The organism is Psychrobacter sp. JCM 18900 (assembly GCF_904846625.1).
Lineage (GTDB): Bacteria > Pseudomonadota > Gammaproteobacteria > Pseudomonadales > Moraxellaceae > Psychrobacter.
The window spans coordinates 342,518-356,089 of the sequence record NZ_CAJHBL010000001.1; the positions used below are offsets into that span (position 1 = coordinate 342,518).

The 13,572-nt window shown below is 42.4% G+C and carries 12 protein-coding genes; 8 read left to right on the forward strand and 4 right to left on the reverse strand.

Features of this window, described 5'->3' with window-relative positions; genetic code table 11:
• Positions 1 to 79 precede the first annotated feature (79 nt).
• From sthA to JMX96_RS01345, 3 genes are all read right to left on the reverse strand, one after another.
• Entirely contained in the window at positions 80 to 1,729 is a 1,650-nt protein-coding gene (gene sthA / locus JMX96_RS01335; RefSeq protein ID WP_057759390.1) for a Si-specific NAD(P)(+) transhydrogenase, read from the reverse strand.
• Between the two features lie 97 nt (positions 1,730 to 1,826).
• Positions 1,827 to 2,231, reverse strand: a complete 405-nt coding sequence (locus JMX96_RS01340; protein ID WP_201566825.1) for a DUF4377 domain-containing protein — start codon at positions 2,229 to 2,231, stop codon at positions 1,827 to 1,829.
• A 129-nt stretch (positions 2,232 to 2,360) separates the two neighbouring features.
• Positions 2,361 to 3,257: a pyruvate, water dikinase regulatory protein gene (locus JMX96_RS01345; protein WP_101205440.1), complete on the reverse strand. Its 897-nt coding sequence runs from the start codon at positions 3,255 to 3,257 to the stop codon at positions 2,361 to 2,363.
• A gap of 665 nt (positions 3,258 to 3,922) precedes the next feature.
• Here JMX96_RS01345 and ppsA point away from each other — a divergent pair.
• From ppsA to JMX96_RS01385, 8 genes are all read left to right on the forward strand, one after another.
• Positions 3,923 to 6,307: a phosphoenolpyruvate synthase gene (ppsA, locus tag JMX96_RS01350; protein ID WP_191115062.1), complete on the forward strand. Its 2,385-nt coding sequence runs from the start codon at positions 3,923 to 3,925 to the stop codon at positions 6,305 to 6,307.
• Between the two features lie 114 nt (positions 6,308 to 6,421).
• Entirely contained in the window at positions 6,422 to 7,402 is a 981-nt protein-coding gene (locus tag JMX96_RS01355; protein WP_201566826.1) for an RDD family protein, read from the forward strand.
• Positions 7,403 to 7,693: 291 nt separating this feature from the next.
• Positions 7,694 to 8,098 (forward strand): 30S ribosomal protein S6, encoded by a 405-nt coding sequence (rpsF, locus tag JMX96_RS01360; protein ID WP_101205443.1) that lies wholly within the window; start codon positions 7,694 to 7,696, stop codon positions 8,096 to 8,098.
• A 16-nt stretch (positions 8,099 to 8,114) separates the two neighbouring features.
• Positions 8,115 to 8,345, forward strand: a complete 231-nt coding sequence (gene rpsR / locus JMX96_RS01365; RefSeq protein WP_010198808.1) for a 30S ribosomal protein S18 — start codon at positions 8,115 to 8,117, stop codon at positions 8,343 to 8,345.
• A 20-nt stretch (positions 8,346 to 8,365) separates the two neighbouring features.
• Positions 8,366 to 8,872, forward strand: coding sequence for a 50S ribosomal protein L9 (gene rplI / locus JMX96_RS01370; protein WP_057759378.1), 507 nt, complete (start codon positions 8,366 to 8,368; stop codon positions 8,870 to 8,872).
• A 374-nt stretch (positions 8,873 to 9,246) separates the two neighbouring features.
• Entirely contained in the window at positions 9,247 to 9,486 is a 240-nt protein-coding gene (locus tag JMX96_RS01375) for a hypothetical protein (RefSeq protein ID WP_201566827.1), read from the forward strand.
• 470 nt (positions 9,487 to 9,956) lie between these two features.
• Entirely contained in the window at positions 9,957 to 11,315 is a 1,359-nt protein-coding gene (locus JMX96_RS01380) for a GntP family permease (protein WP_201566828.1), read from the forward strand.
• Between the two features lie 112 nt (positions 11,316 to 11,427).
• Positions 11,428 to 12,564: a glycerate kinase gene (locus JMX96_RS01385; RefSeq protein WP_201566829.1), complete on the forward strand. Its 1,137-nt coding sequence runs from the start codon at positions 11,428 to 11,430 to the stop codon at positions 12,562 to 12,564.
• A gap of 111 nt (positions 12,565 to 12,675) precedes the next feature.
• On the opposite strand, the gene JMX96_RS01390 is transcribed toward JMX96_RS01385, so the two are convergent.
• Positions 12,676 to 13,545: a LysR family transcriptional regulator gene (locus JMX96_RS01390; RefSeq protein ID WP_201566830.1), complete on the reverse strand. Its 870-nt coding sequence runs from the start codon at positions 13,543 to 13,545 to the stop codon at positions 12,676 to 12,678.
• Between the last annotated feature and the right edge of the window lie 27 nt (positions 13,546 to 13,572).

The following is a 13,572-nucleotide window of genomic DNA, read 5'->3' on the forward strand; positions in this document are numbered from 1 at the left end:
GAAATCTATGAGCATAAAAAAAGCGCCTGCTAATAGTAGCAGGCGCTCTTTTTATTTATACGATATCAATAGCGGTGGTTTAAAACACTCGGTTCAAACCATTCAATGCTGCCACACGGTATGCTTCTGCCATCGTGGGATAGTTGAAAGTCGTATTTACAAAATACTCAAGTGTATTGTTGCTCTTACACTTCATCACTGCTTGACCGATATGAATAATCTCTGAAGCGTGGTTACCATAGCAATGGATGCCTAGAATCTCTAACGTATCACGATGGAACAATATCTTTAATACGCCCGAACGTTCACCAATGATTTGGGCACGTGCCAGATGCTTAAAGAACGCCTGACCCACTTCATATGGGACTTTTTCATCCGTGAGCTCTTGCTCTGTCTTACCGATACAAGAGATTTCAGGAATAGTATAAATACCAGTCGGTACACTAGATACTGGCTCGGCATCACTATCACCAACCATAAAGGCAGCGGCACAGCGACCTTGGTCGTAGGCAGCAGAGGCTAGTGATGGCCAACCGATTACGTCGCCCGCCGCATAGATATTGTCGACGTCCGTACAGTAAGTATCATCTACTTTTAACTGACCACGACCATTTGCTTTTAGCCCAATGGCTTCTAAGTTCAAGCCTTCGGTGTTACCTGAGCGACCATTTGACCAAAGAATGGCATCAGATTTGATGCGCTTGCCGCTCTTTAGGTGCAAGACTACATAATCATCATGAGTCTCAAGATGATCAATCTCTTCGTTACTACGGATAAGTACACCGAACTGTCTAAAGTCATGCGCGATGGCATCACTGATTTCGCTGTCTAAGTAATTAAGCAATTGATCTTGGTTATTGATTAGATCAACTTTGTAGCCAAGACCAGTAAAGATAGACGCGTACTCACAACCAATTACCCCTGCACCATAAATAATGATTTTTTTGACCACATAATCCATTTGCAAGATTTTGTCAGAGTCAAAAACGCGTGGATGGTTAAAGTCTAAAATCTCAGGACGGTAAGGACGACTACCGACAGTAATGATGGCTTTATTGAAAGTAATAGTTTCATAAACATTTTCATCGACTTCAATACGTAGCGTATGTGCGTCAATGAAACTTGCCCAACCTTGGATGACTTCAATACGGTTGCGCTCATAAAAACGTGTATGTGTACTGACTTGACGGCGAATAACTTGACGCGCTTTGGCGAGTACTTCATTTAGCGGTACTTGCTTATATTCCATCGCCTTGGTAAACATCGGATCGCGGCGGAAGTTAATCAAGTTAAATACAGATTGGCGCAATGCTTTACTTGGAATTGTACCGACGTGAGTAGAGTTACCGCCTACTTGATCACGTGGATCGACAACGACCACTCTTTTACCAGACTTAGTCAGCTTCATGGCAGCGGCTTCACCGGCAGGGCCCGCTCCTAAAACAACGGCATCGTACTCATATTCATGATCGTCACTTTTTAGACGGCGAGAGTCTTTGGTAAAGCCGGACTTAATATCGATTCGTGTGTCATCGAGTGGATTCACAAGGTCCGGATGATGCATGACATCATCAGTCACTTGCTCGTGAGTCTGCTCTATCTTTTCTTTTTTGTTCTTACCTTCGGTATGTTCAGGGCTTGGCACGTGTCCGCTAGATTTATTTGATACTTCGGTATGAATATCTTTGCCAGTATCGTTGGTCTCGTCGCTTGCACTTTTACTTACCATGATGTCCTCTTTATATTTATTTATCGAGTAAATGTTTGAGATATAAATGAATCAATATGTAGCTGAGTTTGTATCATGTAGATAAATGAATACTGCCCTACTGAGGCATGCTCACCATACGTTGTGACAATATGTTTTGCAATGTCCAGTGACCAGTAGCGCTCTGTTGCCCTTCATCAATCTGCGGGCGGGCGCTAATGATGTACTCTGTACCAAGGGTTGGTTTAAAGTCATCGATCCAGTCATAAGGAATTTGGAATACGCTACCGTCTTTAGACTTAGCAAGTAGGCACTGCATTGGCAATTCTGAAGCACAAGCAACACGGTTTGGCATGACGGTCAGTGTCTGTGCTTCTCCCAATACGATACTTGGAATATAGCGCGGCTCAGGTACTGGATCCTTTGCAAATGGTGATGTTTGACAAGCACTCAGTAAAGTCGCTGCACTGATTAAACCTGCCAGCAACAACGATGGCTTTATAGATTGATAGGCTGAAATCATAATATTCTCTATATGATAATTATCTAGGATGAAATGATGTATGTTTATTAGTGTTTTTTGCGCATTTATTAAAGCTGCCTGAACACTTATTGATACCGATTGAACAGATACTGTTTAAGCTGACATTCATTATCCAATACGGCGTTTGAGACCTGTCATCTGCAAAATACGTGTGGCAATCTCTTCAACAGACATCTCTGATACATCTAAGCTTGGGATACCGTGCGTGATATAAATACCCTGAATCGCGCGCTGCTCTTGCTGACATTGCTGATAGCTAGAATAACGGCTGCCTGCACGGCGCTCTTGACGGATTTTTACCAAGCGATCAGTATCGATGAGCAAACCAAACAGCTTGTCTTTGTGCTCACGTAAAGCTTTCGGCAACTGATTGTCGTACAAGTCATCTTCGGTTAAAGGATAGTTAGCCGCTCGAATACCGAATTGTAATGCTAAGTATAAAGAAGTCGGCGTCTTACCAGAGCGCGATACACCCACCAAAATAATATCGGCTGCATTATAGTGACGAGTACGCGCTCCATCGTCATTGTCTAAAGCAAAATGCACTGCATCGATCCGCTCTTTATAGGTTTCAGAGTCAACATCATCATGTGCATGCCCTGAATGACCATCTGGCTCCACACCAGTCTCTTCTGCAACACGGCCAATGAGCCCTTCATACATATCTAAGTTACAGCTATGCGCTGAATTAATTTTTTCGCGAATCTCAGGATTGACGATCGTATCGAAAACCAATGGCAACGACCCATCGCGCTGATACGCCATATTGATTTGTTCAACCGCATCTTCCGCACGCTCTAAGCTATCGACATATGGCAATACTCTTGTCTCAAAAGGAACCGAGGCAAACTGACTCAAAATAGCGCGTCCAAGTGTCTCAGCCGTAATCGCTGTGCCATCTGAGATAAAAAACGCCGTTCTAATGGCTTGTGAGCTGTCCAAGTTTAGCGCATGGCGATTTTGGATAGTGGACTTAACTTGTTCAGATGGATTGCTTGAGTACATATCGTTGACACCTCGGTTGAAAACTCAATAGTGACCTTCGTTTAGTTTTTGGTATAGATCTTAGTAATAATTCAGACTTAGCAAACGTTTAGCAGTTATTGAGTATTAATAGCGTGAATTTTACTCGGCTTTTTATAGTTACCTTTATAACTCGTATAACGAGCCTTTTTCAGCAGCTGTACCGCACATTTATCATGCAATGTGCATCAACTATCTATGCGCTACATTATACGCATATTAGCCTCTTAATAGAAATCAATGTTACAGGCGTACACTTAGCACCAACATTGTTTTTCATCTTGTCGTCATAGCTAATCCACCTCTCATTGAGGTATTTTTTTATGCTTCTTCTATTATGCTTTGTTTATACAGATACATAAGATTGAAACATAAATTATGGAAATACTCTAAATGTGGCTTATTTGAATGCATCTATTTTATGCAGTAATTGGCTTTTATAAGCACATAATATCGTTACTAACGATGATATTTTTCATCCGAGTAAATACTAAACCTGATGGGACTGGCCCTAATTTATGTAGCAAACCCCACAATTTGTATATTTTTAACAAGTTTTTTGGTGAAAACCCTCGAAATTGTCCTAATATGGCGGTATAATTCACCGTTATAATCTTTACTAAATAACCTTATTTTCTGGAGTTATCATGGCAGCGCAATCTACAGCACTTGTAATCAATCTTGATCAGCTAGGAAAAGACGACATCGAAATGGTTGGTGGTAAGAACGCTTCGCTTGGCGAAATGATCAGCCATCTTTCTGATTTAGGCGTTAGTGTTCCAGGCGGCTTTGCCACCACTTCAAATGCATTTAACCGCTTTTTGACTGAAACAGGCTTGCTTGACAAAATCAACAGCGAGCTAAAAACACTAGACGTAAACGATGTTAATAAGCTTGCGGCTACTGGTAAAAAGATTCGTACTTGGATTATTGAACAAGAACTGCCAAAAGATCTTGAGCAAGAAGTACGTCAATCATTTGAAACCATGAGTGGCGGCGAAGACATCGCTGTTGCTGTACGTTCTTCTGCCACTGCTGAAGATTTGCCAGATGCGTCATTTGCCGGTCAACAAGAAACCTTCTTGAACATTCGCGGTATTGATAACGTCCTAATTGCTATTAAAGAAGTATTTGCCTCTCTATATAACGACCGTGCAATCTCTTACCGTGTACACAAAGGTTTTGAGCACGAAGGTGTTGCACTATCTGCTGCCGTACAGCGTATGGTACGTTCAGAGACTGGTGCTGCTGGTGTTATGTTCACGCTAGATACCGAAAGTGGCTTTGATCAAGTGGTATTCATCACCTCAAGCTATGGCCTAGGTGAAATGGTTGTACAGGGTGCAGTTAACCCAGATGAGTTCTACATCTCTAAGAAATTGCTAGCCAATGGCAAACCGTCAGTTATTCGTCGTAACCTAGGTAGCAAGCATAAGAAAATGGTTTATGGTGATGAAGGCAGCACGGCTAAATCAGTTAAAACCGTTGATGTTGAAAAACAAGATCGCATGCAGTTCTCTTTATCTACTGAAGAGCTAACCTCACTTGCCAAGCAAGCGGTAACAATCGAACAGCATTATGGCCAAGCGATGGACATCGAATGGGCAAAAGACGGCGATACTAACGAGATCTTTATCGTTCAAGCACGTCCTGAGACTGTTAAGAGCCGTCAAGACAGCAACGTAATGGAGCGTTATGTCATCGACACGACTGGCGCAAAAGTATTGTGTGAAGGTCGTTCAATCGGTCAACGTATCGGTTCAGGTAAAGTGCGTATCGTTAGCAACCTAAACGAGATGGACAAAGTAGAAGAAGGCGACGTACTCGTATCAGACATGACTGATCCGGATTGGGAACCAGTTATGAAGCGCGCTTCTGCTATCATCACCAACCGTGGTGGTCGTACTTGTCACGCTGCTATTATCGCGCGTGAGCTAGGTGTGCCAGCTATCGTTGGTTGTGGTAACGCAACTGAGCTATTGGTTGATGGTCAAGACGTAACTGCTTCTTGTGCTGAAGGCGATACTGGCTTCATTTATGAAAGCCAGATTGATTTTGAAGTACAGACTAATTCTGTTGAATCTATGCCAGAGCTAGCATTCAAAGTAATGATGAACGTTGGTAACCCAGATCGCGCATTCTCATTTACCCAAATGCCAAACGAAGGTATTGGTCTTGCACGTCTAGAGTTCATCATCAACCGTATGATTGGTGTGCATCCAAAAGCCTTGCTAAACATGAACAGCTTGCCACGTGAAATTGCGCAAGCAATCCAAGAGCGTATCGCAGGCTATGCGTCACCTGTTGACTTCTATGTTGATAAATTGGTCGAAGGTATCTCAACGCTAGCTGTTGCCTTTATGGATCAGCCAGTGATCGTTCGTATGTCAGATTTCAAATCAAACGAATACGCTAACCTGCTTGGTGGTAAGTTATACGAGCCATCAGAAGAGAACCCAATGCTTGGTTTCCGCGGTGCTAGCCGTTATGTGTCTGATAACTTCCGTGACTGTTTTGAGCTTGAGTGTAAAGCACTAAAACGTGTACGTGATGACATGGGCTTGACCAACGTTGAGATCATGATTCCATTCGTACGTACTGTTGGTGAAGCCAAAGAAGTCATCGAATTACTTGAGAAAAATGGTTTAAAACGTGGCGAAAATGGTCTACGCGTCATCATGATGTGTGAGCTACCAACCAACGCCCTATTGGCAGAAGAATTCCTAGAGCATTTCGATGGTTTCTCAATCGGTTCTAACGATTTGACTCAGTTAACGCTTGGTCTTGACCGTGACTCAGGTATCGTCTCGCATCTATTTGATGAGCGTGATCCTGCTGTTAAGAAACTATTGTCTATGGCTATCGAAGCTTGCCGCAAAGCTGGTAAGTATGTCGGTATCTGTGGTCAAGGTCCATCAGACCATCCAGATCTAGCATTCTGGCTAATGGAACAAGGTATCAGCTCAGTGTCATTGAACCCTGACTCAGTACTAGATACTTGGTTCTTCTTAGCTGGTGAAGAAGCGAAGTAAACCGCTACGTTTAATCACGGCGGTCATTCACACAGTCATTAAAGATACCACTACTAGGGTCTATTTGATTTTTTCAAATAGACCCTAATATAATGTCCTAAGACATGACTAACTATGCAGGCAATTATGCAGATTTTCCTTGCTCGAAATAACGTACAAGCTGGCCCATATCAGTTGGAGCAGCTGAATATCATGCTGGCATCTGGTGAAGTATTGCTTGATGATCTGATGTGGCATGAAGGCTTAGCTCAGTGGCAGCGCGTAGGTGATCTTACCAATAACCAAACGGTTTATCGCCCGACCGGTGCTAACACGCCTGAAGTAAACGACTCTATCATCAATAACGTAACCGTCTTCCCTGAAGATACCAACAAAGCGAAAGATGATAAGTCAGTATCGTTAGATAGACTATATGGCAAGCCTGAACGTCCTAAAAACGTGAAAGCCGATATGACGACCAATCGTCATCAAACGCCACACAACAATGTCTCATTAAACAAGTCTACTCTCAAAAAGGCTATTGCAGACAATGATAAAGTCGTCGGCAACGTGGTACTTGCGCCAATCATGTCACGCGTATTGGCGACTGCATTAAATGGCCTACTTTATATATTGGCCATACTGCCGTTAGTAATGGCATTGACTAAGATGGATGTGGACTATACCAAGTTCCAAAACATTCAAGATATGGACGCCGCCTATCAATATTCAATGACGCTAATGGAAAGTCTTCCTAGTAGCACATTGATGATGTCACAGGTGATGGTCTTTGGGCTATTTGCCTTACAATTGGTATTTATTACCATGCGCGGTCAATCACTAGGCAAGCTGATCACTGGTATTCGTGTTGTGGATCAAACCACGCATCGTCTACCTTCATTTATTAAGCTTATCGGTACACGTACGTTATTGTTATTTATTATCTATAACTTACTATTTTCGTTTACCAGTTTTTTAGGCTTTGTGATTATTGCCATCCACTATTACATGGCATCTAAAAGCCCTGAAAACATTGGTTGGCATGACAAACTTGCCAAAACCTTAGTGGTAAAAGCAGACAGTAGCCAATTGGTAAAAAAATCAAAACCTGAATAACAGTATTTTGATTTGGTTATTGGTTTTATAGCTCGTTACACTCAAAAAAGCTGCATACTATCGCGGCTTTTTTATTTAGCAAAGCTTATTTAGCCTCTTTTTATATTTTATTGACAGTAGCTTAGTGATTAACCTTTGTGTTAGTTGCCGAGTACTGTTATAATACGGCGCTTTATAAACTAAGCTTATTCTTGATTGTTTTTTATAAAATATCACTAGAATTGGGCTTACCTTATAAATCTCCTTGCTATTAACATAGGGTTAATAGCTACTAATCCGTAAGGAGTCATAATGCGACATTACGAACTGGTGTTACTTGTACACCCAGACCAAAGCGACCAAGTGGTCGGCATGGTTGAGCGCTACATCAAGTTAGTTCAAGACAACAACGGTGTTATCCATCGTCTAGAAGATTGGGGCCGTCGTCAACTGGCTTATCCAATCAACAAGATTCACAAAGCTCATTACGTTCTTTTCAACATTGAAACTGACGGTGAAACTTTAGCTGAACTTGAAGAATTATTCCGTTATAACGACGCGATCATTCGTAGTCTAGTTATGCGCCGTGACGAAGCTGTCACTGAAGAGTCGCAGTTAGCCAAGAATGCCGATGAAAAACGCGCACGCAAAGCAACTACTCGTCGTCCAGACAATCGTGAAAACGATAATGACGACAACGACAACAGTGAAGACTAATTAAAGGAGAATACTCATGGCACGTTTCTATCGCCGTCGCAAATTCTGCCGTTTCACTGCTGAAGGCATCACTCACATCGACTATAAAGATGTTGAATTGCTAAAACAGTACATTAGTGATAATGGTAAAATCGTACCAAGCCGTATTACTGGTACATCTACTAAATATCAGCGTCAATTAGCGACTGCTATCAAGCAAGCTCGTTACTTATCGCTACTTCCATACACTGATAACCATCAAGGTTAACCGCTAACTAGGAATGACTCATGCAAATTATTTTGTTACAGCGTATCGTCAACCTTGGTAAACTCGGTGAAACTGTCGATGTAAAACCAGGTTACGGACGTAACTTTCTTATCCCTCAGGGCAAAGCGCTACCTGCTACTAAAGCTAACATCGAAAAGTTCGAAGCACGTCGTGCTGAACTTGAAGCTGAAGAAGCAAAAGAGATCGCTGTTGCTCAAGAGCGTGCTGATGCGTTGACTGACGTTAATGTTATCATGCGTGCTAAATCAGGTGACGAAGGCAAGCTATTCGGCTCTATCGGTACTCGCGATATCGCTGAAGCATTGACTAACTCAGGTCTAGAAGTAGACCGTGCTGAAATCAAGCTACCTGAAGGCACTCTACGTCAAGTTGGCGAATACAATGTTGATATTCAGCTACACCATGACGTTACTGCTAGCATCTTAGTTACTATTCTTTCTGAAGATGGTAACAACGAAGATTCAGCTGACGAAGAAGCTGCTGAAGAAGACTATTCTGAAGAGTAATCTTCTATGTAGTTAGACTCAGTCTGCAAAAAGCCAGCAACTTAGGTTGCTGGCTTTTTTACGTGCGTCATTTTTGACATTAGAGTTTATGTATTTAGACCATTTATATCGCTAACTTGCACTCCTTTATCTTGATAAATTAGGATTTTATATATTCCTAAACAGCTTAGGATTCTCAAAAAATCTATTGCTATGATAGCGGTGTTATCTATGCAATGTTGTAGTAACTAAATGCAACAACTACCTTAAAAACGCTATACCAAACAACAAGATACTGCCTATATAATCATCTTTATTACTATTAGCAGAATTGATAATCTACTGCTATTTAATGTACTAATAGGGTATTTAATTTACTAATAGGGCGCAAGAATATGAAAGACAATAATAACATTCATACCAATGACAAGCTTATCTGTACTCAAGGTAATGCATACTACTCCAAAGGTGAAGTATATACAGTTGGCAGAATAGTCAATGACAAATACTTTCAGCTGCTGACCAGTGGCAACGATGATCATTGGTATGCCACGTTGGATGATCAAGGCATTTACGTCAGCTTTGATACTGCAACTGCTACGAATAACAAAGCTTTTTTTGATAAGATTGCCTAATTGTTAATAAGGGCACTTCTTAGAATACCTATCTTAAAAATAATTATTATTCAGGTAGGTAAACATTGCTTAGACAAGAACTGGTCATTATAAATGGCCAGTTTTTTTTGGTTTGAAGTATTATCAATTGCTAGTTATACAAGTATTTCCACAAACGTCTTCGACGTTTTTTTACTAATTTCTCTCATTTCAAAATTAAGTATCTCTCAATTTTTTGTCAACAGCGCCAACTATTTAACGAATCTATTTCCTAGCGGCGTCTATTTGCTATAAAATATGCCCCTTTAAAATTTCGTATCGTTAGTGATGCAGATAGTTGGTTCGATATCGTTTAAATGTAGAAATGGTAAAAGCGTGTGAAAGTACTACACAGAGTAGACTTAGCACGCTATATACCGTGTTTAATCTAGATATAATTGACTATATTAGCATTGGTAATCAATTAAGATATAAACCATATTGAGACAGTGATGATTGTATTTTGGCTTGTGCTGACCATTCTTTTTATTATTTTCGCTACCGCAAAATTAAAGTGGCATCCCTTTTTAGTGTTGATTTTATCCGCTTTTTTGGTCGCGCTATTTTATCAAGTACCACTTAATACGGTCGCCAAGACGATCTCTGATGGTTTCGGTGGTATTTTAGGCTATATCGGTCTTGTGATTGTATTTGGTACGATTATTGGCTTAATCCTTGAAAAAACGGGTGCTGCTATTGTAATGGCAGAGTCCGTTATTAAAGTATTGGGGCCACGCTTCCCTACTTTGACCATGTCTATCGTCGGTGCAGTCGTTTCGATCCCTGTATTTTGTGACTCTGGCTATATTATCTTGAACTCTCTAAAAGAGTCTTTGGCTGAGCGCTTACATGTATCAAGTGTCGCGATGAGCATTGCCTTGGCCACTGGTCTATACGCTACCCACACCTTTGTCCCGCCTACGCCAGGCCCAATCGCAGCGGCAGGTAACTTAGGTCTAGAGTCAAATTTAGGTTTGGTTATTATGGTCGGTGTGGTCGTGACAGCAGTTGCGGTACTGGCTGGGTGGTGGTGGTCTAATCGCTTCCTTAACGCCACTCCTGACAATATCAATGCGGCAGATGCTCCTGCAGCCGCAATGCCTGAAGGAATGAAGACTCGTGATGACTACAGTCACTTGCCTTCAGCGACAATGGCTTTCTTGCCGATTATCGTTCCTATCATATTAATCTGCCTGTCTTCGGTTGCTAATTTCCCAAGCGCACCATTTGGCAGTAGCATGGTAGCGGAGATTTTGATATTCATTGGTAACCCGCTTACTGCACTACTTATCGGTTTGTTCTTATCGTTTTTCTTGATTAAATCAAGCCAAAAAACGCAAGAAATCAGCGACAGTATCTCGCAAGGTTTGGTAGTAGCAGCCCCTATTCTATTGATCACTGGAGCTGGTGGCGCGTTTGGTGCCATGCTAAAAGTGACGCCAATTGGTGACTACCTAGGTTCAACGCTATCTGCTTTGGGTTTAGGTATCTTCATGCCATTTATCGTCTCTGCAGCGCTAAAAACAGCACAAGGCTCAACCACAGTCGCATTGGTTACTACTTCTGCTATGGTTGCCCCACTATTGAGCCAGATTGGCCTAGACAGCGAGCTTGGACGCGTGTTCTGCGTGATGGCAATCGGTGCCGGTGCCATGACCATCTCACATGCCAATGACAGTTTCTTTTGGATTGTTAGCCAGTTTAGTCGCATGAGCGTCGCACAAGCGTACAAGGCTCATTCAATGGCCACTGGTATTCAAGGTGTGACTAGCATCGTATTTATCTGGTTGTTGACCCTAGTGTTTATCTAGTTCATAAAATTGGGTATTTCTACATACGTTTATTTGATGATTGCTAAGTAAACGTTTTAAAACATGACACTATCGCAATGATCGTGTCATTAAGATATTCAAAGAGAGCCGTATGAAAATTTTGATCGCCCCTGACTCGTTTAAAGAAAGTTTAGAAGCACTTGATGTTTGCCACGCCATTCAATCTGGCTTTAGTCAAGTGTTTCCAGATGCTGACTACAAGCTACTGCCAATGGCCGATGGCGGTGAAGGTACCTCAGCGGTATTGTCTTATGTATTGGGCGGGCGCTGGAAAAAAGTCAGAGTACATGACCCGTTGATGAGACCGATTACGGCAAAGTACCTATTATTGCCAGACGCGACCGCTGTTATCGAAGTGGCTCAAGCGTGCGGATTGCACCTACTGACAGCTGATGAGCGTAATCCTGTTATTGCGAGTAGCTATGGTGTTGGGGAGCTGATCGAAGATGCATTAGCAGAAGGTGCTAAGCGTATCGTTATCGGTCTAGGTGGTAGCGCAACCAATGATGCAGGCCTTGGCATGCTAATGGCGCTAGGCATAACATTTCATGATATTAATGATAGCCTACTCACTCATGGTGGTGGCGCACTTGCTAGCTTACATAAGCTCGATAATACTAGCCTGCATGCAAAGATATCAGACACAGTATTTGAAGTTGCTTGCGATGTGACTAATCCATTATGCGGTCTGCTAGGTGCAAGCGCAGTATTTGGCCCACAAAAAGGCGCGTGCCCAGAACAAGTCAATACTTTGGACAAGGCACTCAGTCACTTTGCGACCATATGTGGACAGCATGGCTATGAAGACTGTCAATACGTTGAAGGTGCTGGCGCGGCAGGCGGTCTTGGCTATGCGATGATGACGTTCTTCCAAGCTCAGCTAAAGTCAGGCTTCGATACGGTTGCCGAAGTGGCTCACCTGTCACAGCATATCGCAGAGGCTGATCTTGTCATCACTGGCGAAGGTAAACTTGATGCACAAACAGCCATGGGTAAAGTGGCAGGCGGTATCAGCCAAATCGCTAACGCCAGCCGTACACCTGTTATCGCTATCTGCGGCAGTGTCGATGGACTAAAACCTGCTCAGACCAGTCAGTTCGATGTGGTCATGCCGAGTATCCAAAAAGTAGACACGATTGATAACGTGTTGGGTTCTGCTTATAACAATATTGAGACTACTGCTGCTAATATTGCCGCAAGTATCAAACTTGGGCAGACTTTAAAATAGACGCAATCTTTCATAGTCGCAATCTATCAATGAACCTCCTCCACTAAACGCACAGCTATTGAACCTCTTATTAACCCTTTGTTAGCTGTGCCTTTATCACTTCCAAAATATCTATAGCCATTTTTTCACGTCATCGATGACCGTATGCATTCTATTAGAGAGTACCTGCTGTCGTCTGACTGCCAGATATAGCGTTTCGCTAACGGCAACTGGTAGATAATGACTGTTAATCAGCTCAGGCTTTGGATAGGCAGCCACGGCATGTGCTGGCAGAACAGTAAAGCCGATTCCCCTGCTGACTGGCTCTAAGATTAACCCTATCTGATTCGAAAAGCCTTTTTTCTCAAAATCATTGACGTGCTGAAACTCAGGATAATTAGCACTTAGCAGCAGACTTGCATGGTGCGCACCATCTGGATGATCGATAAATCCAAGCTCGATAAGCTGCTCCCAGCTAGGCTCTACTGTAGTCGCAGGGGTGACTAGTATCAATGCTTCTTGTGCCATAGGTTTGCAGCTAACTGTTTCATCGTCTGATATATCCGTCATAAAGCCGACATCAATCTCGTGATTAGCCAGCGCCCGCTCAATATCAGAGTTTGGAGCAAAACGGTAATCAATGACTAGTTTTGGGTACTGCTGCTGTAAAGACAAAAGCTGCGGATACAGTTTAAGTCCCACACTACCTGGTGACATCAAACGCACCAATCCTTCATAAGGCGGATCTTCACCGATGCGCTGTTCTAAATTTGATAATCGCTGCAATATCTCGCCTGCTTCTTTATAAAGCTGCTCACCTGCATTGGTCAATGAAAACTGCTTGCCTTGTCGAATCAACAAGTCTGTATCTAGTTGCTCCTCTAACTTACTTATGTGTTGGCTCACACCGGACTGCGTCATATATAGACGTTCAGCTGTGCGGGTGAAGTGCCCAACTTCGGCAAGCGTACAGAAAGTTCGTAGCCATGTAATATTTATCATTACGTTTCATACTTATTTATATAATAT

What these genes read in the sequence shown, in the direction of transcription:
- sthA (WP_057759390.1), bottom strand. Translation starts at nt 1,729, where the DNA reads ATGGTAAGTAAAAGTGCAAGCGACGAGACCAACGATACTGGCAAAGAT.
- JMX96_RS01340 (WP_201566825.1), bottom strand. Translation starts at nt 2,231, where the DNA reads ATGATTTCAGCCTATCAATCTATAAAGCCATCGTTGTTGCTGGCAGGT.
- JMX96_RS01345 (WP_101205440.1), bottom strand. Translation starts at nt 3,257, where the DNA reads ATGTACTCAAGCAATCCATCTGAACAAGTTAAGTCCACTATCCAAAAT.
- ppsA (WP_191115062.1), top strand. Translation starts at nt 3,923, where the DNA reads ATGGCAGCGCAATCTACAGCACTTGTAATCAATCTTGATCAGCTAGGA.
- JMX96_RS01355 (WP_201566826.1), top strand. Translation starts at nt 6,422, where the DNA reads ATGCAGGCAATTATGCAGATTTTCCTTGCTCGAAATAACGTACAAGCT.
- rpsF (WP_101205443.1), top strand. Translation starts at nt 7,694, where the DNA reads ATGCGACATTACGAACTGGTGTTACTTGTACACCCAGACCAAAGCGAC.
- rpsR (WP_010198808.1), top strand. Translation starts at nt 8,115, where the DNA reads ATGGCACGTTTCTATCGCCGTCGCAAATTCTGCCGTTTCACTGCTGAA.
- rplI (WP_057759378.1), top strand. Translation starts at nt 8,366, where the DNA reads ATGCAAATTATTTTGTTACAGCGTATCGTCAACCTTGGTAAACTCGGT.
- JMX96_RS01375 (WP_201566827.1), top strand. Translation starts at nt 9,247, where the DNA reads ATGAAAGACAATAATAACATTCATACCAATGACAAGCTTATCTGTACT.
- JMX96_RS01380 (WP_201566828.1), top strand. Translation starts at nt 9,957, where the DNA reads ATGATTGTATTTTGGCTTGTGCTGACCATTCTTTTTATTATTTTCGCT.
- JMX96_RS01385 (WP_201566829.1), top strand. Translation starts at nt 11,428, where the DNA reads ATGAAAATTTTGATCGCCCCTGACTCGTTTAAAGAAAGTTTAGAAGCA.
- JMX96_RS01390 (WP_201566830.1), bottom strand. Translation starts at nt 13,545, where the DNA reads ATGATAAATATTACATGGCTACGAACTTTCTGTACGCTTGCCGAAGTT.